Origin of the sequence: Algibacter sp. L1A34 (genome assembly GCF_009796805.1) — a bacterium.
In the GTDB taxonomy this organism is placed as follows: domain Bacteria; phylum Bacteroidota; class Bacteroidia; order Flavobacteriales; family Flavobacteriaceae; genus Algibacter.
Genome location: NZ_CP047029.1, coordinates 403,779 through 423,461 on the forward strand (window position 1 = coordinate 403,779; position 19,683 = coordinate 423,461).

The window sequence follows — 19,683 nt, forward strand, 5'->3', positions numbered from 1 at the left end:
AAGCTATAAATTAAAATCTGCCTTCATTTCCGCTACAGCGTTTTCTATCGCAGTAATCACAACTTTTAATTGCGGTGTAACATCTAATTCCTTTTTCGTGAATTTCCCCCAATCTTGTACTTCAATTAAGGTGGCTAGCACGCCTAATTCAAATAAATCGATTGTAGGTTTCATTTTATGAGCTGCCTGATAAGCTTCATGGTAATCTTTCGCAGCAACTGCTTTTTTTAGTCGTTCTGCATCTTCCGGTACTTCTTCTAAAAATGCTTCTGCTAGTGCAGCAATAAAACTTTCGTCATTATCCGCTAGCTCTCTCACTCTAAATAACTTGTAATGTTGTTCCATTTATTTAACTGTTATTGAAAATAATTCTTTATTTTCTATATATCCCTTTAGCTTGTCGTTTGTGTTTACTTTTCCTACTCCAGCTGGTGTTCCCGTAAATATAATATCTCCTATCTTTAAAGTAAAATATTTCGACACATATTCTATTAATTCATCAATTTTCCATAACATATGGCTCGTATTTCCATTTTGCACAAAAAAATCATTCATTTTTAAAGAAAAATTTATATTATCCACATTTTCAACACTATCAACAGGCATCCATTCACCAATAACTGCGGCCCCATCAAAACTTTTTGCTTTTTCCCATGGCAACCCCTTGGCCTTTAATTTTGCCTGTAAATCACGTGCTGTAAAATCTATACCTAAGCCTATTTCATTATAATATTTGTGAGCAAATTTTCTATCAATATGCTTACCTACACGATTAATTTTTACTAAAACCTCAACCTCATAATGTACATCATTAGAAAAATCCGGGATAAAAAACGGCTGCTTTTTAAGTAAAATCGCCGTATCAGGCTTTAAAAACACCACCGGATCTGTTGGCTTTTCGTTATTCAATTCCTCAATGTGTTCGGTGTAATTACGACCAATGCAGATTAATTTCACGGTTTTTCATTTTTAAAAACAAGAACTCAACAAATCATCACGAATAGCAAACTCTAGTCTATTTTCTATATTATTTTCTTTTGGGCGTTACCACAAGGGTCGGGCTTTCTCTACTCGCTCCCTTCCGTTGGTCGGGGAGCTCAAACATGCCGTTCAATCCCTAACGCGAAGTCTACTTGCAAAGATTATCTTTAAGCGGTAACCAATGTCTTACCCTTAAACAAAACTATAATCTTCTAGCTTAACCTAAATTTTATTATTAAAACTGCGCAACTTAATGGCTGTTAATACTTTTTTAGTATACAAAGGGAAATCGGCATTTAATAACCAACCAAAATAACCTGGTTCACTTTCCAAAACATCGGTTACCAGCTTTCCTTTATGCTTTCCGAAAGAAAAACACTCTTCACCCTTTTTATTATAATTTATAAATCCAGCAAAATCAGCAAACTTATTTCTGGCACTAAACTCTGCCAAAAATTTTGTGTTATTTTCTAATTCATCATACCTTTCTATTTGTGCCTTAAGCACTTCGTAAGTAGCGTTGGTATCAGCTTCCGCACCGTGAGCACCTTCTAACTCTTCATTACAATAAAACTTATAAGCAGCACTTAATGTACGTTGTTCCATTTTATGAAAAATAGTTTGCACATCTACAGCCAAACTGCTTTTCATATCAAAATCAATATCTGCTCGTAGTAATTCTTCAGCTAATAAAGGAATATCAAACCTATTGGAATTAAATCCACCTAAATCCGAATCCTTAATCATGCTATAAATATCCTTAGCCAATTCTTTAAATGTAGGCTCGTTAGCAATTTTCTCATTGCTTATTCCGTGAATTTCAACAACTTCTTGCGGAATATTCATTTCCGGATTTACTAACCACGTTCTGCTTTCCTTGTTCCCATTAGGATATACTTTAAGAATAGAAATCTCTACAACTCTATCTTTAGATATATTTATTCCTGTAGTTTCTAAATCAAAGAAACAAATGGGTTTTGTTAAGTTTAATTGCATTTTAAATTAAATATTTTTACAAATATACTTTTAAAATTTGTTTAAATTTGTTCAAATTATGAATTCAAACTACAAAATAGCATATTCTTTTATTCTGTTTCTTTTTATTTCTTTTTTCAGTTTTGCTCAGCAAACACGAGACAAAAAAGTATCGCTTATAAAAAAGCAAAACGGCAAACGTTTAGAGTTTTACGCAAAAAACACAGACTCTATGAGCTACTCCGTTTTTTTACGTATAGTTACAAAAGACTATAGAAGAAGTAGTAACAGACCCGTTTTAAAAGTTATTCCTGCCAATAGCGAAATACATTTAATTACTCTCATAAAATTAACCGATAAACTGGGTAATTACGAAGAACAATTTATTGTAAATAAAGTTAGTCAAAGTTTACGCATTCGAAAAGATTTTGACGATTTTCAAATAAATATCGACGATGCTTTAAAAACCAAAGACATAACCATTTTTGAATCTGATAACTGCTCACTGTGCGAAGATGCTAAAAGTCTGTTTAATAATTCCAAAATAGCTTTTAAAACAAAACATATAATAGAAAATTATAATGACTTAGAGCTTCTTTTAAAAAATTCAGGCATAACTAAAGACAGTATTAAAAACCTGCCATTTATACTTAAAATTAAATCTAAAGTATACACCAACATAAGTACAGAAAAAGTCCTTATAGACACCTTAAATAATTACAATAACTAATCTATATCTCTCTATTAATATCCCAAGCTTCAAGATAATCGCTAACCGCTTTTACAAACATTCCGCCTAAAGCGCCATTAACAACGCGATGATCGTAAGAGTGAGATAAAAACATTTTGTAACGAATACCAATAAAATCACCTTCAGGTGTTTCAATAACTGCAGGCACTTTCCTAATAGCTCCTAAAGCCAGAATCCCAACTTGTGGTTGGTTAATTATAGGTGTACCCATAATACTACCAAAGGTTCCTACATTAGTTACTGTATAAGTTCCGCCTTGAACATCATCAGGTTTAAGTTGATTTAATCGTGCTCTGTTAGCTAAATCATTTACCTGTTTTGTCATGCCAACTAAATTAAGCTGATCGGCATTTTTAATAACGGGCACAATTAAATTCCCATCTGGTAAGGCTGCTGCCATACCAAGATTTATATTTTTCTTTTTTACAATAGTGTCTCCTTGTAAAGAAATATTCATCATTGGATAATCACGAAGTGCTTTCGCAATAGCTTCCATAAAAATAGGTGTAAACGTTAAATTTTCACCTTCACGTTTCATAAAGCCTGCTTTAACTTTCTTTCTCCAATTCCAAACATTAGTAACATCGGTTTCAATAAAACTTTGAACGTGTGCTGCAGTTTGAGTTGATTCTACCATATGATGCGCAACTAACTTGCCCATTCTGGTCATTTCAATAATATCATCCTCGCCATTAGAAATAACTGGTTTAGCTGCTTGTGATGGTTTTACAGGTTGTGATTTTACCGCTATTGGCGTTTCAGCTTTTGCGTTATTTACAACCGGTATAGCACCTTTACCTTTATTCTCTAAATAATTTAAAATATCTGTTTTGGTTACGCGATCATCTTTACCGGTACCAACAATAGCGTCTAAATCTGCTTGCGATACTCCTTCTGCTTTAGCTATATTTTTAACTAAAGGCGAATAAAAACGCGTTTCGTTTGAAACTATTGGAGCTACAGTTTCTTTAGCTATATTTATAGTTTGTTCAATTTGCTCAGCGACATGCTCCTCTGTATCCACTACTTCCTTAGCAACAGTTTCTCTAGCACTTTCAACATCACCATCCGTTTCAATTATTGCTAAAACCTCACCAACCTGAACAACATCATCAACATTAAAAAACTTTTCTACCAAAACACCATCAAATTCACTCGGGACTTCGCTATCCACCTTATCGGTAGCAATTTCAAGAACTGCCTCGTCCAATTCAATAGTATCTCCAACTTCTTTTAACCAAGAGGTAATTGTTGCCTCAGCAACGCTTTCTCCCATTTTAGGTAACTTTAGTTCAAACTTTGCCATATTAATAATAAAATACTTGTTTTTTAATTTTAGACTGCAAAATTAATGAAAAATCAGGGATTTCCTTACACAAATCACATAATACTATTGAAAAACTATCACTTTACCTTGACTTAATCCATCATTACTACCAATGATAAAATTAGATTGGTTTGGTAATATTTTATAAGTTAACTCTTTATCCGTATTTTTTATATGCTCAATAATATCTTTGTAACTTAAAACATTGGCATCAAAAATAACTTCAGCATTTGTTTTAACCGAAGTTAGCTGTGTTTTCAAATTTAGCTTTTCAGAAAGTTTTGCTTCTAACTTACTATTAACTTCATTCGAAATAAAAATATATTCCGAAATAATTTTAATTTCATTTTTACGAATTCGTCTAAAAACAAAAGCCAACTTAATCCCTAACCAAACAACCAAATCGAAAATTAAATTTTGTTTAAAATGTTTCTCATAAAAAATTTGCATCGCTCCATAAAAACGAAGCGCATAATTACGATCTTTCAGTGTGCTTTCCCCTTTAAAATGAATAATTGAAGTTCCTCCGTAATAGTAATTTTTATATCCAGAATTTAAGATTTTATATGATAAGTCTATATCTTCTCCATACATAAAATAATCTTCATCAAACCCTCCTACAGCATCAAAAACATTTTTTTTAATTAGCATAAAAGCACCTACCAAAATACCAACTTCATCCTGACTTTCTTCATGCAAATGATTAGCATAGTATTTATCTGGATTACCGAGTATTTTTTTTAACGCCACTTTTACCGTTGGAATATTTCGTTTGCTTTCTGGTAAAAACAAACCACTACCATTCATTAACCTACAACCAACAATGCCTAATTTTTTCTTTTTATCCGAAAAATCTAAAAGCTTCGTAAAAGTATCTTCCGCAACTACGGTGTCTGGATTTAAAATACAAATATAATCTCCTTTAGCAGTAGCTATTCCTATATTGTTTCCCTTTGAAAAACCAAAATTCTCTTTATTCTCAATAAGCTTCACCTCTGGAAACAACCTTTTCACCATTTGGCAACTATCATCACTAGAGTTATTATCGACCACAATAATTTCCGCGTCTATGTCAGAAATTGCTGCTTGAGCACTCCTTAAAGCTAATTCTAAAAAGTAGCGCACGTTATAATTTAAAATGACAATTGAGAGTTTCAAATAATAAAAAATTACAATTTTAGAGAGGATTCAAAAGGAATTCTATTAACAATACTTCGCCCAAGTGTTATTTCATCGGCATATTCTAGTTCGTCGCCAACGGAAATCCCTCGTGCAATTGTTGATGTAAACACATCGTAATCTTGAATTTGTTTATATATATAAAAATTTGTGGTGTCGCCTTCCATTGTTGAGCTTAATGCAAAAATCAATTCTTTTGCTTTACCTTCTTTTACCTTATTAACCAAGGATTCTATATTTAAATCGTGAGGACCAATACCATCCATTGGAGAAATTTTCCCACCCAACACATGGTACAAACCTTTATACGAACTTGTGTTTTCAATTGCCATAACATCCCTAACATCTTCAACAACACAAATTAATGATTGATTCCGTCCTGGATTAGAACATATCTCACACAACGCTACGTCGCTAATATTATTGCAAGATTTACAAAACTTCACCTCAGTTCTCATGGTTTTTAAAGCTTCTGCCAAACCAATCGTTTGCTCTTTTGGTTGCCTTAACATATGTAAAACTAGACGCAAAGCGGTACGCTTACCTATACCCGGCAATTGAGACATCTCATTTACAGCACGTTCTAATAATTTCGAAGAAAATTCCATGGCTGCGAATTTACTATTTCACGAGGAATTTCGCTAATTTTAGTCCACACTTTTAAATATCATCTTTTGCACTTGTTTATTGAAGTTTAATATTCGTATTTTGAAACTTGAAATTTAATTTTTAATGACAGCTACACAAATACTTTTACTAATAGCCGCTTATTTTGGTCTATTAATTTTAATATCTTACTTCACAGGTAAAGAAGACAGCAACGACGCCTTTTTTAAAGCCAACAAATCGGCTCCTTGGTATTTAGTAGCCTTTGGCATGATTGGCGCATCGCTTTCTGGTGTTACTTTTATTTCCGTTCCTGGTTGGGTTGCTGGATCGCAGTTTAGCTATATGCAAGTAGTTTTCGGTTATTTGGTTGGCTATTTGGTTATTGCCTTTGTACTCATGCCTATTTATTATAAACTAAATGTAATATCTATTTACCAATATTTAGAAAGTAGATTTGGTACCGTAAGTTACAAAACAGGTGCTTTTTTCTTCTTTATCTCACGAGTTTTAGGAGCCGCCTTCAGATTATATTTAATCGCTATTGTTTTACAAAAATTTGTTTTCGATGCTTACGGAATTCCGTTTGTAGTTACTGTAAGTATTTCCATCTTGCTTATTTGGCTCTACACTTTTAAAGGCGGCATAAAAACCATTATTTGGACCGACACTCTACAAACCCTGTTTATGCTTACAGCCTTAGTGGTTGCTGTATATTTAATTACAGATGAACTGAATTGGAGTTTTACAGATTTTCTTGCTTCGGAAGAGTTAACGAAGTACAACAAAATTATGTTTACCGATTCTATTTTAGCTAAAAATTATTTTGTGAAATCGTTTTTAGGCGGTATGTTTATTGCAATTTGCATGACAGGTTTAGACCAAGATATGATGCAAAAAAACCTAAGTTGTAAAACCTTAAAAGATGCGCAAAAGAACATGCTATCCTTTGCATCTGTTTTAATTTTTGTTAATTTTGTGTTCTTATTACTTGGTGCTCTACTATTTATTTATGCTGAAAAACATAACATTGCCATCCCAATGCTAGATGGAAAACCAAAAACAGATTTACTTTTTCCTGAAATTGCACTTAATGGAGGATTGAGCATCTCCCTAGCTATTTTCTTTTTACTAGGTTTAATTGCGGCTGCTTACAGCAGTGCCGATTCTGCCCTAACATCCTTAACTACATCGTTTTGCGTAGATTTTTTAGGAATTGAAAACCGAGAAGAAAGCACTAAAAAAGGATTAAGAAAACGCGTACATATATTAATGAGTATTTTATTAATTATTGTAATCGTAATTTTTAAATATGTACTAGACAGTAATGTTATTGATAATTTACTAAAAGTAGCAGGATATACCTATGGACCACTATTAGGGTTATTTGCCTTTGGAATTTTCACCAAGCGAACTATTAAAGATAAATTAGTTTGGGTAGTTGCCGCGGTTGCATTAACCCTATCTTTTATTATAGGAAACATTCCTGCCGAAAATCTTGGCGGTTACGTTATTGGCTATGAACTTTTAATTATAAACGGCATGCTAACTTTTATTGGCCTATACCTTATATCGAAAAAAAGCAATACTTAATACTGTTTTGTAGATAATAATACTAAAGTACAAGCAACTTCGAAAGTAATATTGTTTTCTTTTAAAATAGTGTAAAACTCAGGGTTTTCTGTACCAGGATTAAAAATAACACGTTCAGGTTTTAAGGAAAGAATATAATCAAAATAGGCTTTTTGGCGGCTAGGGTTTAAATACAACGTAACTGTATCAATAGATTTATATAGCACTAATTCCGTATCAATGTTTACGCCTGCAACAATTCCTTTTCTTAAACCAATAGTCACTACTTCGTGTTTATGAGCTACTAATTTTTTAATAGCTATGTTTGAATAGCGATCAGGCTTTAAAGACGCACCGATTACCAAAGTTTTTTTACTCATTTTTTTAGTTATTTTAGACTGTTTTAGACGCAATTTTTAAAGTTTCCTTACTCGAAATAAAACATACAAAGTTGTACCATTTTAAACAAAAATTTCTATAAAAATAATTCAGTTTTTTTAAAACTGACAAAAACAAAGCTGCATTATTCGAAAAAAAATATAAATCTATAAAATAAAACCAACCAAAATTCGTTATAGTACAGATAACCAAACAAATACGTGGTATAATTATTTAGAGTTAGTCGTCTTCAACATTACAAAAAACGTATACAATTTGATGGTTATTATTTTAAAGCTCAGGCTTACGCCTGAGCTTTATTTATTGATAATCAAAATGTTAAAACCTGTTAAAGTTTAAATATTTTTGCAATATAATTACCTTTTCTACGTCTAAGCTTTTAAGATTCTTCACTTATGTGTTAGTGAAAGTTGATTAATAGCTAGAAAAACCCAAAACTTTAATGTTTTGGGTTTTTCGTTTTTCGCAAACTCTTATCTATAAAATAAAAAGAGATTTTTTTTGCAAGAACTTCACAAAAAAACTAACACCTAACAAACAAGCAACCTCTTTTATTTATTAAAAATGTAATTTCATCCCTTCGTGAGTAGCTTTAAAATCAAGGTTTTCGTAAAATTTAATTGCCCGAGGTCTTTTTTTATCAGAGGTTAATTGTACTAAATGCGCTTTTTTTTCTTTTGCTCTTTTTATTGCCCATTCAAAAACTGTCTTTCCAATCCCGAGTCCTCTTTGGTCTTTTTTTATAAATACATTTTCTATTTGTGCTCTAACTCCACCACAATAGCTCAAATATTGAATAAATGTTAATTGAAGCGTTCCAATGATTTCAAAATCATCATTTTCAACAACAATGAGTTCTTGATTTACATCAGAATCTATTTTTTCAAACGCTTTTAAATAAGCATTAGGCAATGGGTTTTGGAAATTTTCTCTTTTTTTCCCGAGTATATCATCTGCCATCATTTCCACGATTATAGAAATATCATTTTCTGTTGCTTTTCTAAAGTTCATTATTGAATTGAGTTTTTATCTTATTGTTGATATGCAGAATCTATAACATATTGCGTGTTAATACATGAAGTTGAGGAAGAAGAACAGGGAGATAACAAACAAAATATTTATAAGTAAATCCAAATTACGGCAATACTTAAGCTGTTTTTAGCAAGGGAATTAAAAGTAATTGAGCAGTTAAATACAAACCCAATATCAATTACAAATATTGTTGTAAAACGCTTTTCATGTTCATTCTTTCTAATGAAAAAGTTGTAGAATTTTCATCCAACAGATTAATCATAAATAGATTTTTTTTAATCAATTCAGATTCATCAATATCAATAATTTCATTACTATTTCTAATCTTTTTAATTAATTTAAAAATGAGTTCAATTAATTTTTCAAAATGAGTTTCATCTAGATTCTGCATTATTTTCAGCATATCATCATTCGATACTCTAGAAATTTCGTTTAATGATAAACCAAATTCTGTTTTTAAAATCTCACCAATTTCATTAACTCCAACATTAATATTCTCCAGATCTAAGTCTTCAACTTTAGATATAAGCCCTTTTAAAAGAAGTGTTAACCTTTGAATTTCTCTTAATAAAAAATCTTTTTCTTCAATCAAAATTTAAGTTGGTTTAATGTATATGGTATGTTACGTATTTAAGACCGTAATTTAGTAAATAAAAACAAAATAGAAAACTCGTAAATATTTTAGGACGTAAACAAAAACCATAACTTAATCTTAAATATATACCTGATTTTAGTTCAATACTTAAACCCAATAAGGCTTATATTAAAGCTGTTGATCCAAAGGTTTTATTCTTTATTCTGAATAAAAATATTAGCAAACTCAATTGGTAAATTATTTTTGTCTACAGCAAATCCTGAAACTAAATTATGAGAACAAAAAATTAAAAAAGAAGATAATACTTAATTCACCTCAGCAAACTCCCGCGTTAAGGATTGCAATGAAAAGCCCACAGTGCCCCTGATGAAATCGGGGCACGAGGACTTGTAATGTAAAGCCTGACCCGAAGGGAAACGCCCATATTTTTATAACTAAAAACTTTTTACCATTTTATAATAACACTTCCCCAGGTAAATCCACTACCAAAGGCTGCTAAAACAACATTATCGCCCTCTTTAATTTTACCTTCTTCCCAAGCTTCGGTTAAGGCAATTATAATAGATGCTGCTGTTGTGTTTCCATATTTTTGGATGTTACTAAATACTTGATCGTCGTTTAATCCAAATTTTCGCTGTATAAATTGAGATATTCTTAAATTAGCTTGATGCGGAATTAACATATCGATATCTTCTTTCTGCATATTGTTTTTAGCCAAACCTTCCATGATAACTTCACTAAAACGTACCACGGCGTTTTTGAAAACAAATTGCCCATCCATGTATGGAAAATACGATATATCATCGTCTCCAGCTTCTTTCAATTCGGGAACCCAATGCCCTATACTTGGCGATTCTACTATAAGTTTATCGGCATATTGACCTTGACTATGTAAATGTGTGGATAGAATACCTTTACTGTTATCTTCTTCACGAGATAGCACACATGCTCCCGCTCCATCGCCAAAAATAACGCTTACATTACGGCCTCGCGTGGTTTTATCTAGTCCGTTACTATGGTATTCGGATCCAATTACCAATATGTTTTTATACATGCCGGTTTTTATGAATTGATCGGCCACTGAAATGGCGTAAACAAAGCCTGAACATTGGTTTCGCACATCGAGCGCTCCAATGGTTCCCATATCGAGCATATCTTGAATTTGCACACCACAGCCTGGAAAATAATAATCTGGACTTAGCGTGGCAAACACAATAAAATCGATATCGTCTTTGGTTAACCCAGAGCGCTCTATAGCAATTCTGGCTGCTTTTGCTCCCATAACTGCAGAGCTATCATCGGTACCTTCTTTTATCCAACGGCGTTCTTCTATACCGGTTCGTTCCTGGATCCAAGCATCGTTGGTGTCCATTATTTTTGATAAATCGTCGTTAGTTACCACGTTTTCTGGTAGGTATTTCCCTAAACCAATTATTTTTGAGTTGTACATACTATCTCTAGATTAGATAGGCAAAGTACAATAAGTCTGCTAATTCCTCAAATTTCCAAAATATTTTTTTTCAATAATTTAAAAGCAGACGAGTTTGACAGATTGAAATTACGAATTGTATAATATTCTTTAAAGCGTGTCACTTTGTCATATTTATTCAATTGGCATTTTTGTTGACTATTATATCGAAGTAAGTTAAAATTAAATTAATCAGTTTTCGCTTAGGCGGAAATAAAAAAATAATTAATATCATGACAAAAGGAAGTATTAATGTATCGGTAGAGAATATCTTTCCGCTTATTAAAAAATTCTTATACAGCGATCACGAAATATTTTTACGTGAGCTTATTAGTAACGGTACCGATGCAACGTTAAAATTAAAACATTTAACAAGTATTGGAGAATCTAAAGCTGAATACGGTAATCCACAAATAGAGGTTAGAATAGATAAAGAAGGTAAAAAACTTTACATTACCGATCAAGGTTTAGGTATGAGTGCCGAAGAAGTTGAAAAATATATTAACCAAGTGGCTTTTTCTGGAGCTGAAGAGTTTTTAGATAAATATAAAGACTCTGCTAAAGATTCTGGAATTATCGGGCATTTTGGTTTAGGTTTTTACTCTGCCTTTATGGTTGCAGAAAAAGTTGAAATTATCACTAAATCGCATAGAGAAGAAGAACCAGCTGCACATTGGACTTGCGACGGATCTCCTGAGTTTACTTTAGAAGCATCGGACAAGACAACCAGAGGAACAGAAATTATTCTTCATATTGCTGAAGATTCTACTGAGTTTTTAGAGGAAAATAGAATTAGCGAATTACTTTCTAAGTATAACAAGTTTATGCCTGTGCCAATTAAATTTGGAACAAAAGAAGTAAACGATCCAGATTTTACACCAGCAACTACAACTGATAAAGATGGTAAAGAAACTACTGAGCCACACAAAAAAATTACAGTTGATAATATTATAAACAACCCAACTCCAGCTTGGACAAAACAACCAGCAGATTTAGAAGAGGTTGATTATAAAAACTTTTACCACGAGTTGTATCCAGCGCAATTTGAGGAGCCTTTATTCAACATTCACTTAAATGTAGATTATCCGTTTAACTTAACAGGAATTTTATACTTCCCTAAAATGTCGAGCGATAGTATGCAAATGCAGAAGGATAAAATTCAGCTGTATCAAAACCAAGTTTATGTTACCGATAATGTAGAAGGTATTGTTCCAGAATTTTTAACCATGTTACGTGGTGTTATCGATTCTCCAGATATTCCTTTAAATGTATCACGTTCTTACTTACAAGCCGATGGTGCTGTAAAAAAGATTTCATCTTACATTACAAGAAAAGTTGCCGATAAATTAAAATCTCTTTTCAATTCTAATCGTGAAGATTTCGAAGCGAAATGGGCCGATATTAAAATCGTTATTGAATACGGAATGTTATCTGAAGAGAAATTCTTTGAAAAAGCAGATGCTTTTGCTTTATACCCAACTGTAGATGGCGTTCACTATACTTACGAGGAGTTATTCAACAAAATAAAAGATAACCAAACCGATAAAGACGGTAAATTAGTAGTGCTTTATGCATCTAACAAAGATACACAACACAGCTATATTGAATCGGCCAAATCTAAAGGTTACGAGGTTTTATTGTTAGATTCTCCAATAGTTTCACATTTAATCCAAAAATTAGAAAGCAGCAAAGAGAACATCACTTTTGCTCGTGTTGATGGCGACCATATCAATAATTTAATTAAGAAAGACGAAACAACAATTTCTAAATTAGATGAAGAACAAACTAAAACGTTAGACGCTTTATTAAAAGAAGTTATTCCTCAAGAAAAATTCACAGTTCAGTTAGAATCTATGGATAGCGATGAGTCTCCATTCACAATTACGCAACCAGAATTTATGCGTAGAATGAAAGAAATGCAAGCTACCGGTGGTGGCGGTATGCAAATGTTTGGTAACATGCCAGAAATGTATAACTTAATTGTAAATACAAATTCTGTTTTAGTTAACGATATTTTAGCAACCGAAGTTAAGGAAACTCAAGAGCGTTTAATTATACAAAGTTTAGATTTAGCACGCCTTTCTCAAGGTTTATTAAAAGGTGAAGAATTAACAAACTTTATTAAACGTAGTTACGAAATGATTAAGTAAATAATTTATTTTACTTTTTCGCTTTCGCGGAAATATAAAAACCAAAACCACTTTGTGAAAACAGAGTGGTTTTTTTTATTTTAAAGATATTGTACTAAAGTTGATTTTAAACTAACTTCTAAAACAGAATATATTTCTACTATATTTGCTTAAAAAAGAAATAAAAATGAAAAACACCTTATTAATTGTATTTGCATTAATCCTTTTTACATCCTGTGGAAGCGATGATACCACAAGCAATACTTACAAAGATTACACAGTAGAAAACGATGCTGAAATTTTAGCTTATATCGCAGAAAACAATTTAACAGCACAAAAAAGTAGCACTGGCCTTTATTACGTAATAAACACACAAGGTACAGGAACGCAACCCACATCTGCAGACAATGTAACGGTTGCATACAAAGGTTACTTTACAAATGGTACTGTATTCGATGAGAGCGACGAAACCGGTATCTCCTTCAATTTAAACCAAGTAATTCCCGGCTGGACAGAAGGCATTACCTATTTTAACGAAGGCGGTAGCGGTATGCTTTTAATACCAGCGCACTTAGCTTATGGAAGTTATAATTACAATGGTATTCCTGCTGGTTCTGTATTAATTTTTGATATTTCGCTTCTAGCGGTAAATTAAGCAATACCATATAAAAAATCATTTAACGGCTACCTAAAATATGGTTTACTATTAATTTAGCTAAAACCATATTTTAGACAGCCGTTTTTATATTAAATTATTATATTTCCAACATAAAAAAAAACATCTCCAAACAACTAAATACCAAACACATAATTAACCATGAGGTTAAATTTAAATAAATACTCTAATTTTTTTGTAACAATTTTAAATTTCAAACTACTTATAAAATAACTAACCCATCACATTGAATAAAGAACTAGAACATAGTTTTGTAGAATTGCTCGAAAAGCATCAAAATATTGTGCACAAAATTTGTCGTTTGTACACCAATAACTATGATGCCCATAACGATTTGTTTCAGGAAATAACCATCCAGTTATGGAAGGCGTACCCCAAATTTCGTGGCGATGCAAAATTTAGTACATGGATGTACCGCGTGGCTTTAAATACGGCTATTACCTTATACCGAAAATCTAAACGCACCATAAACACACAAGATTTTGAAGGTGTAGCATTTAAAATAAAAGCCGAAGATTACGACGATACCGAAGAACAACAATTAAAAGTGCTTTACAAAGCTGTACACCAGCTTAACGACATTGAAAAAGCGTTAGTATTCTTGTATTTAGAAGACAAAGACTATAGAGAAATAAGTACCACATTAGGAATAAGTGAAGTGAATGCCAGAGTGAAAATGAATAGAATAAAAACGAAACTTAAAACTATACTAAATCCGTAACCCTATGGATGAATTAGATATCTTAAAAAAGGATTGGAACACCACCAAACCCGACCAGAAAAAACTAACGGTAAATGATATTTACCCGATGTTGCATAAAAAATCGTCTTCCATAGTGAAGACCCTATTTTACATTAGCATAGCCGAACTCGTGTTTTGGATTATCGTAAACACAATACCCTATTTTTGCTCAACCGAATATAAAGCAAAGCTAGAAGCCATTTACACCAACGATTTTGTACTTGGTGCAATTACCTTTTTCAGTTACGCCATCATCCTAATCTTTATTTATTTGCTCTACAAATCGTACAAATCTATTTCGGTTACTGATAGCGCAAAAAAACTCATGGAAAACATACTTAAAACACGAAAAGTAATAAAATACTATGTGCTTTATAACCTTGTTATGGCAGGCGTATCACTTATGGTTGGCTTTTATTACGCGCTACACAACGATCCGGTAATAGCCAATGATTTAACCACATTCGGAAATAAAAAAATGCTGCTCATAATTGCATTTCTACTTTTATTTACAAGTATATTTATTGGAGTAATCTGGTTATTTTACAAGCTTATTTACGGCCTACTATTAAAACAACTGAATAGAAATTACAACGAAATTAAAAAACTAGAAGTCTAAACATTTGGGCGTTCCCCAAGGGTCGGGCTTTCCGCTACAAATCCTCGCAAGCCCAATTAACATTGGTCTTGCTGTGGGTTTTTCACTGCAATCCCTAACGCAAGGAAAACCTGCTATGTTCAATAACATCACCAATTTGCATTCCACTTAAGCCTAGTGTACCCACACGAACACGTACCAATCTTAACGTAGGAAATCCAACGGCCGAAGTCATTTTTCTAACCTGCCTAAACTTCCCTTCATTTAAAGTAATAGATACCCAAGTGGTTGGCCCATGCCTATCATCTCTTATCTTTTGCTGTGCAACTGGCACATCTGGAATAGCATCTAATTTAAAAGCTTTGCACGGCTTTGTTTGGTACTTTTTACCATCAAAACCAATTTCTACACCAGCTTTTAATTTATCAACAGCTTCTTCTGTAATATCGCCATCAACTTGCGCGTAATATTCCTTTTCAACTTTCTGGCTGTTTACAAAGTCGCTCATTTTACCATCGGTAGTTAGTAACAACAAACCTTCCGATTTTTCATCCAAACGACCAATAGCCATAATACCTTCAGGAAAATTATCCAATTCACCTAAAAATTTTTTACGCTTCTGTTGTGTAGAGTTACTGTAAAACTGACTTAAAAACCCGTAAGGTTTGTAAATGGCATAATGTTTATGTTCTGTACTATTTTCAGTCATTTGTAATCTTTACCTATTCTATTTTAAATCTAAGCAATTTCATTAACATCAAAAGAACTCTCGATACTGAATCACTCGAAAATCAAAAGTATTAAAATTTGGGTCACTTTGCTTTAACTGTTTGTACAACGCCATGCTTCCAATAGCTCGATTTGCAGAACCAGAAGACGAGGTTAAGGACACTGTTTTAATAATACGTTTTGCATCATCTCTCAACAATTCAACTGGCATTTCAAACTTATGAATTCTAGGAACTTCATTAGAAACTAATTCTAACTTTAAACTGTAATCTTTTATGTGTTTTCTAAAAAAATATTCGGGACCATTTTCACTATTTCCGCCAGTAAATAAAAGCGTATTAATATTCGGAAATTCTTTTAAGTACCCAATAACATCTCGAAGTTTTATATTTTTCATCCCCAAATCCGATGCATCTATTTTATCCCGCTCGCAGCTGCCCACAATATCGCAAACGCCAATTTTATGCGCAATTAAAAACTGTTTTCGTTCTGCAATAGCTTCTTCCGAGTTATCGAAACGCAAACCTAAATCATGAATTTTATCCAAAAACAACCAAAGCGAATTGTAATAACTACCATAACAGAAGTCCACATCTTTTTCTAAAAGATCACCAGTTGAAAACCGCGGTGGTGGTAATGTGCCCACTATCAACTTTGTAGTGTCTTCTTTTATAAAAGGTTGATATGGATGCCTATGTTTAAACACGTTTTACTTGATTTTTAAGCTAAAATTTAGTATATTAATTTGAAACAAAAAAAATCTATCTATATGGGAAAAGGTGATAAAAAAACAAAACGCGGAAAAATAAACAGAGGAACGTTTGGCTCTCGCCGACCACGTGTTAAAAAGAAACCATCTGTTGAAATTAAAATTGACATCACTAATAAAGTTAAAGTCAAATAATTCCTAATCGAATTCCGATAACAGTTTTTCGACTTGAACAACCGTTCTACGATATAACTTTTGGTTAGGTTTCGTCATGTGCTGCGATTCCGTTTTTATGGCTTCTAATATAGTTCTAGCTTCTTCCTTTTTATTTCTATTTATTAAAAACTCAGCAAAAACTAAACGCTCTTCATAAAAAGAATAACGAATATCTATTTGTCTTAAATTGTGTTCAGCAGCTTCAAAATCACCTAGTTTTTCATATGCCAAGCCGCAAATAAATTGAGTTTTGGACTTCTTGTATTCTAATTTATCTTTAATTTTTTCAGCATAAAAAACAGCTTTACTATAATCTTTAGCTAAAAAATAAGCTTCAACCAATTTCGTATTTACGTAAAAATCATTTTCATAGCCATCTTTCAGTTCTTTTAGGTAAAGAGGAAGCGCATTGTTATAATCTTTATTTGCTAAATAAGCATCGGCTAAATTCACTCGATTCTGATAAGATTCTGAGAACTCGAGCTGCTTCTCTAAATCCCTAATTTTCTTAGTTGGGTTTATAATATTTGTTATTTCACTTGTTATTTTTTCTGCATCACGCTTGTTATAAACTTGCGTAACCAAATAAATAATACAGCCAATTAGAGGTACAAAAAAGATAAGAAGCGCCCAATAAAAGGAGTTTCCATTTTTGTACATGTGATAGATACAATATACCTGAAAAGCAATAATAAAATAGTAATACATTAATTTATTCTAAGTTTAATCTTCAAATTTAATGTTTCTAATTTTTACAAAGTTCAAAAACGCTATGAGTTTTATCGAATAAAAATCAAATCGTTCTCTTTAGACATAGGTTCGCTATAACTATAACCGCCATAATTAAACCCTTTTAAATCGTCTATGGTTTGCGCATTGGTATCTATAACATAACGCGCCATAAGGCCACGCGCTTCTTTAGCATAAAACGAAATAATTTTATAATCACCATTTTTAAATTCTTTAAAATTAGCAGTAACCACTGATGTTTTTAATGCTTTTTTATCGACAGCCTTAAAATACTCATTACTCGCTAAATTTAAAAACAACTCACCATCTTCGAGCTCTTCATTTAAAACTTTTACAATATCTTTTTTCCAAAATTCGTAAAGGTTTTTATTGGTTCCAATAGGTAGTTTTGTTCCCATTTCTAAACGGTAAGGCCGTATTAAATCTAATGGTTTTAAAACACCATACAAACCAGAAAGTATACGCACGGTATTTTGCAATGTTTCCGTTTTTTCTTCTGGCAAGTTATAAGCATCTAATCCACGATATACATCGCCATTAAAAGCGTACACAGCTGGCCGTGCATTTTCTGGAGTAAACGGTAATTTCCAATCTTGATTACGCTCGTAATTTAACTGACCTAAATTAGGAGAAATACTCATAAGTTCGGATAAATTTTTAGCCGATTTCTTTTTAAGCACTTTATTTAATCGATCTGCTTGTTTTAAAAACCGACCTTCCGTATATTGTTTTGTTGGTAATTCTGTTTCTAGATCTAACGATTTTGCTGGTGATATTACTAATTTCATTCCTTTATATTTATTCCCTGTTTTTGGGGATATTCTTATTAAAATTCTATTTTTATTAAAACATCTAATTTACAATATTTCTTTGAGCTGTTTGGACTGCTCCATCAACAAAACTAAAGTTGTAATCACCTTTAATCACAAAATCTGCAGTATAAGCAGTTTCTCCTGTTGGATGCCAAGTTTTAACTGTTTTATCGATTAAAATAAACAAACCTTCATGATTTCCTAAGGCACAAAAACGATTAAAGTTTCCGTCGAAAACAGCAATTGGCTTTATACTCGAAATCGCCTCATATAGCTTAGAAATATTGGTGGTAACCATACCAATTTCACTTATTGAAATAATACTTTTTGATGAAAAAACTGTCAATAATTCTTCATTTAAATCTCGTCTTGCTATGAACTCGACAATATTATTATCGGTATCATAAAAATAAACAGCTTTAGCATTCCAACTTGAAAAATTTGAAATACTCTCTTCGCCATCAGGTAAAATAGTAACACGTTTTTGCAACCAAATTAAAGCTTCATCTATTTTATTCGATGGAATATTAAATGCAAAATGCGCTTGTTTAACCTCCTTCTTATATTGAAAACTCAACAAACTACTCCCCGTTTTAAACGTTATTTTTTCTTCGGAATTAAAAACTAAATCAAACTCCATAACATTTTGATAAAACTGTTTTTGTTTTTCAATTTGATTAGTGAATAATGTGATTTCTTCTATTTTCATAACTCAAAGATAAGTTGGTAAAAAGGAATTTTTTATAATATGAGAATGATAAAACTTATTCATAAATAAGTAAATATTATACAACAATCACAACTCCATAAGCAAAAACTATAACTACAAATTGTAAGCTGTATTATCTTTAACGGAATTCAATAAAAAGGAGCTATGAATGGTTGAAATACCTTCTACAGTTGATAATTTTTCATTTACAAACTCATGAAATTCCGAAATATCATCTACAACTACTTTTAGTAAATAATCGTAATTTCCAGAAACTCGATGGCACTCCATAATTTCTGGCAACAATAACATCTCATTATTAAAATTATCTGCCATTGTTTTTTGATGCTTCAATAAGGTAATCTGGCAAAAAGCAATAATCTTTTTTCCAATTTTAGTCCTATCCAATAAAGCCACATAAGATTTTATAATATGCTGTTGCTCCAATTTTTTAATTCTTTCGTAAGTAGGTGTAACACTCAACCCTACTTTACTCGCTATTTCCTTTGTGTTTTGCTTCGAATTCTCTTGAAGTTGCATCAAAATTCGTCTATCAATATCGTCCATACTAGATTATTTTTCTATCATTTAAATCCTCAAACCTCAATATAGTTTTTTATACTGTTAATCTAAATTAAATAGTTTAATTTTCTAATATTTCATATATAAAAATATTTTACACTTATAAACCATAGTTTTACAGAACAAATAAAATTAACAATCAAAAT

General features: G+C 32.0%; 23 protein-coding genes. 7 read left to right on the top strand and 16 right to left on the bottom strand.

The window, feature by feature from the left end; genetic code table 11:
• Positions 1 to 3 precede the first annotated feature (3 nt).
• The 3 genes from GQR97_RS01705 to GQR97_RS01715 form a co-directional block, all read right to left on the bottom strand.
• On the bottom strand, positions 4 to 345 hold the full coding sequence (locus GQR97_RS01705) for an Hpt domain-containing protein (protein WP_158844462.1): 342 nt from the start codon (positions 343 to 345) through the stop codon (positions 4 to 6).
• On the bottom strand, positions 346 to 957 hold the full coding sequence (locus tag GQR97_RS01710) for a fumarylacetoacetate hydrolase family protein (protein WP_158844464.1): 612 nt from the start codon (positions 955 to 957) through the stop codon (positions 346 to 348).
• 246 nt (positions 958 to 1,203) lie between these two features.
• Positions 1,204 to 1,977: a 3'-5' exonuclease gene (locus GQR97_RS01715; RefSeq protein WP_158844466.1), complete on the bottom strand. Its 774-nt coding sequence runs from the start codon at positions 1,975 to 1,977 to the stop codon at positions 1,204 to 1,206.
• Positions 1,978 to 2,035: 58 nt separating this feature from the next.
• Here GQR97_RS01715 and GQR97_RS01720 point away from each other — a divergent pair, with 58 nt between their 5' ends.
• Positions 2,036 to 2,686: a hypothetical protein gene (locus tag GQR97_RS01720; RefSeq protein ID WP_158844468.1), complete on the top strand. Its 651-nt coding sequence runs from the start codon at positions 2,036 to 2,038 to the stop codon at positions 2,684 to 2,686.
• 1 nt (position 2,687) lies between these two features.
• Here GQR97_RS01720 and GQR97_RS01725 read toward each other — a convergent pair whose 3' ends face one another.
• From GQR97_RS01725 to recR, 3 genes are all read right to left on the bottom strand, one after another.
• The gene (locus tag GQR97_RS01725) at positions 2,688 to 4,013 is read right to left on the bottom strand and encodes a dihydrolipoamide acetyltransferase family protein (RefSeq protein ID WP_158844471.1); all 1,326 of its coding nucleotides are present in this window, start codon (positions 4,011 to 4,013) and stop codon (positions 2,688 to 2,690) included.
• A gap of 84 nt (positions 4,014 to 4,097) precedes the next feature.
• Positions 4,098 to 5,192 carry a glycosyltransferase family 2 protein gene (locus tag GQR97_RS01730; RefSeq protein ID WP_158844474.1) on the bottom strand — a complete coding sequence of 365 codons (1,095 nt, stop codon included), beginning with the start codon at positions 5,190 to 5,192 and terminating at the stop codon, positions 4,098 to 4,100.
• Between the two features lie 11 nt (positions 5,193 to 5,203).
• Positions 5,204 to 5,821, bottom strand: coding sequence for a recombination mediator RecR (gene recR, locus GQR97_RS01735; protein ID WP_158844476.1), 618 nt, complete (start codon positions 5,819 to 5,821; stop codon positions 5,204 to 5,206).
• A gap of 124 nt (positions 5,822 to 5,945) precedes the next feature.
• Here recR and GQR97_RS01740 point away from each other — a divergent pair, with 124 nt between their 5' ends.
• On the top strand, positions 5,946 to 7,412 hold the full coding sequence (locus tag GQR97_RS01740; protein ID WP_158844478.1) for a sodium:solute symporter: 1,467 nt from the start codon (positions 5,946 to 5,948) through the stop codon (positions 7,410 to 7,412).
• Here GQR97_RS01740 and GQR97_RS01745 read toward each other — a convergent pair.
• The 4 genes from GQR97_RS01745 to GQR97_RS01760 all read right to left on the bottom strand — a co-directional run bounded on the left by GQR97_RS01745 (position 7,409) and on the right by GQR97_RS01760 (position 10,867).
• On the bottom strand, positions 7,409 to 7,771 hold the full coding sequence (locus GQR97_RS01745) for a CoA-binding protein (protein ID WP_158844480.1): 363 nt from the start codon (positions 7,769 to 7,771) through the stop codon (positions 7,409 to 7,411). The two genes, GQR97_RS01740 and GQR97_RS01745, sit on opposite strands and share 4 nt — an antisense overlap.
• Before the next feature lie 577 nt (positions 7,772 to 8,348).
• Complete coding sequence (locus GQR97_RS01750; protein WP_158844482.1) at positions 8,349 to 8,801, bottom strand: GNAT family N-acetyltransferase; 453 nt, start codon at positions 8,799 to 8,801, stop codon at positions 8,349 to 8,351.
• A 199-nt stretch (positions 8,802 to 9,000) separates the two neighbouring features.
• On the bottom strand, positions 9,001 to 9,414 hold the full coding sequence (locus GQR97_RS01755; protein WP_158844484.1) for a hypothetical protein: 414 nt from the start codon (positions 9,412 to 9,414) through the stop codon (positions 9,001 to 9,003).
• 448 nt (positions 9,415 to 9,862) lie between these two features.
• Positions 9,863 to 10,867, bottom strand: a complete 1,005-nt coding sequence (locus tag GQR97_RS01760) for a 3-oxoacyl-ACP synthase III family protein (RefSeq protein ID WP_158844486.1) — start codon at positions 10,865 to 10,867, stop codon at positions 9,863 to 9,865.
• A gap of 251 nt (positions 10,868 to 11,118) precedes the next feature.
• Here GQR97_RS01760 and htpG point away from each other — a divergent pair, with 251 nt between their 5' ends.
• From htpG to GQR97_RS01780, 4 genes are all read left to right on the top strand, one after another.
• Complete coding sequence (gene htpG, locus GQR97_RS01765) at positions 11,119 to 13,035, top strand: molecular chaperone HtpG (protein WP_158844488.1); 1,917 nt, start codon at positions 11,119 to 11,121, stop codon at positions 13,033 to 13,035.
• A 166-nt stretch (positions 13,036 to 13,201) separates the two neighbouring features.
• Entirely contained in the window at positions 13,202 to 13,669 is a 468-nt protein-coding gene (locus tag GQR97_RS01770; protein WP_158844490.1) for an FKBP-type peptidyl-prolyl cis-trans isomerase, read from the top strand.
• Positions 13,670 to 13,916: 247 nt separating this feature from the next.
• Positions 13,917 to 14,411, top strand: coding sequence for an RNA polymerase sigma factor (locus tag GQR97_RS01775; RefSeq protein ID WP_158844493.1), 495 nt, complete (start codon positions 13,917 to 13,919; stop codon positions 14,409 to 14,411).
• A gap of 4 nt (positions 14,412 to 14,415) precedes the next feature.
• Positions 14,416 to 15,051 carry a hypothetical protein gene (locus GQR97_RS01780; protein ID WP_158844496.1) on the top strand — a complete coding sequence of 212 codons (636 nt, stop codon included), beginning with the start codon at positions 14,416 to 14,418 and terminating at the stop codon, positions 15,049 to 15,051.
• 94 nt (positions 15,052 to 15,145) lie between these two features.
• Here GQR97_RS01780 and GQR97_RS01785 read toward each other — a convergent pair whose 3' ends face one another.
• Both GQR97_RS01785 and GQR97_RS01790 read right to left on the bottom strand, forming a co-directional pair.
• Entirely contained in the window at positions 15,146 to 15,739 is a 594-nt protein-coding gene (locus GQR97_RS01785; RefSeq protein ID WP_158844499.1) for a pseudouridine synthase, read from the bottom strand.
• A 48-nt stretch (positions 15,740 to 15,787) separates the two neighbouring features.
• Positions 15,788 to 16,465 (bottom strand): uracil-DNA glycosylase family protein, encoded by a 678-nt coding sequence (locus GQR97_RS01790; RefSeq protein ID WP_158844502.1) that lies wholly within the window; start codon positions 16,463 to 16,465, stop codon positions 15,788 to 15,790.
• 63 nt (positions 16,466 to 16,528) lie between these two features.
• On the opposite strand from GQR97_RS01790, the gene GQR97_RS01795 reads away from it, so the two are divergent.
• Positions 16,529 to 16,663: a 30S ribosomal protein THX gene (locus tag GQR97_RS01795; RefSeq protein ID WP_158851556.1), complete on the top strand. Its 135-nt coding sequence runs from the start codon at positions 16,529 to 16,531 to the stop codon at positions 16,661 to 16,663.
• A gap of 3 nt (positions 16,664 to 16,666) precedes the next feature.
• Here GQR97_RS01795 and GQR97_RS01800 read toward each other — a convergent pair whose 3' ends face one another.
• The 4 genes from GQR97_RS01800 to GQR97_RS01815 form a co-directional block, all read right to left on the bottom strand.
• Entirely contained in the window at positions 16,667 to 17,392 is a 726-nt protein-coding gene (locus GQR97_RS01800; protein WP_158844505.1) for a hypothetical protein, read from the bottom strand.
• A 71-nt stretch (positions 17,393 to 17,463) separates the two neighbouring features.
• On the bottom strand, positions 17,464 to 18,222 hold the full coding sequence (yaaA, locus tag GQR97_RS01805; protein ID WP_158844508.1) for a peroxide stress protein YaaA: 759 nt from the start codon (positions 18,220 to 18,222) through the stop codon (positions 17,464 to 17,466).
• Between the two features lie 64 nt (positions 18,223 to 18,286).
• Positions 18,287 to 18,955: a VOC family protein gene (locus tag GQR97_RS01810; RefSeq protein ID WP_158844511.1), complete on the bottom strand. Its 669-nt coding sequence runs from the start codon at positions 18,953 to 18,955 to the stop codon at positions 18,287 to 18,289.
• Between the two features lie 114 nt (positions 18,956 to 19,069).
• Positions 19,070 to 19,522, bottom strand: a complete 453-nt coding sequence (locus tag GQR97_RS01815) for an Lrp/AsnC family transcriptional regulator (protein ID WP_158844514.1) — start codon at positions 19,520 to 19,522, stop codon at positions 19,070 to 19,072.
• Positions 19,523 to 19,683 lie beyond the last annotated feature (161 nt).

Coding starts and splice junctions, on each gene's coding strand:
- GQR97_RS01705 (WP_158844462.1), bottom strand. CDS start 345: ATGGAACAACATTACAAGTTATTTAGAGTGAGAGAGCTAGCGGATAAT.
- GQR97_RS01715 (WP_158844466.1), bottom strand. CDS start 1,977: ATGCAATTAAACTTAACAAAACCCATTTGTTTCTTTGATTTAGAAACT.
- GQR97_RS01720 (WP_158844468.1), top strand. CDS start 2,036: ATGAATTCAAACTACAAAATAGCATATTCTTTTATTCTGTTTCTTTTT.
- GQR97_RS01725 (WP_158844471.1), bottom strand. CDS start 4,013: ATGGCAAAGTTTGAACTAAAGTTACCTAAAATGGGAGAAAGCGTTGCT.
- recR (WP_158844476.1), bottom strand. CDS start 5,821: ATGGAATTTTCTTCGAAATTATTAGAACGTGCTGTAAATGAGATGTCT.
- GQR97_RS01740 (WP_158844478.1), top strand. CDS start 5,946: ATGACAGCTACACAAATACTTTTACTAATAGCCGCTTATTTTGGTCTA.
- GQR97_RS01745 (WP_158844480.1), bottom strand. CDS start 7,771: ATGAGTAAAAAAACTTTGGTAATCGGTGCGTCTTTAAAGCCTGATCGC.
- GQR97_RS01750 (WP_158844482.1), bottom strand. CDS start 8,801: ATGAACTTTAGAAAAGCAACAGAAAATGATATTTCTATAATCGTGGAA.
- GQR97_RS01760 (WP_158844486.1), bottom strand. CDS start 10,867: ATGTACAACTCAAAAATAATTGGTTTAGGGAAATACCTACCAGAAAAC.
- htpG (WP_158844488.1), top strand. CDS start 11,119: ATGACAAAAGGAAGTATTAATGTATCGGTAGAGAATATCTTTCCGCTT.
- GQR97_RS01770 (WP_158844490.1), top strand. CDS start 13,202: ATGAAAAACACCTTATTAATTGTATTTGCATTAATCCTTTTTACATCC.
- GQR97_RS01780 (WP_158844496.1), top strand. CDS start 14,416: ATGGATGAATTAGATATCTTAAAAAAGGATTGGAACACCACCAAACCC.
- GQR97_RS01785 (WP_158844499.1), bottom strand. CDS start 15,739: ATGACTGAAAATAGTACAGAACATAAACATTATGCCATTTACAAACCT.
- GQR97_RS01795 (WP_158851556.1), top strand. CDS start 16,529: ATGGGAAAAGGTGATAAAAAAACAAAACGCGGAAAAATAAACAGAGGA.
- GQR97_RS01800 (WP_158844505.1), bottom strand. CDS start 17,392: ATGTATTACTATTTTATTATTGCTTTTCAGGTATATTGTATCTATCAC.
- yaaA (WP_158844508.1), bottom strand. CDS start 18,222: ATGAAATTAGTAATATCACCAGCAAAATCGTTAGATCTAGAAACAGAA.
- GQR97_RS01810 (WP_158844511.1), bottom strand. CDS start 18,955: ATGAAAATAGAAGAAATCACATTATTCACTAATCAAATTGAAAAACAA.
- GQR97_RS01815 (WP_158844514.1), bottom strand. CDS start 19,522: ATGGACGATATTGATAGACGAATTTTGATGCAACTTCAAGAGAATTCG.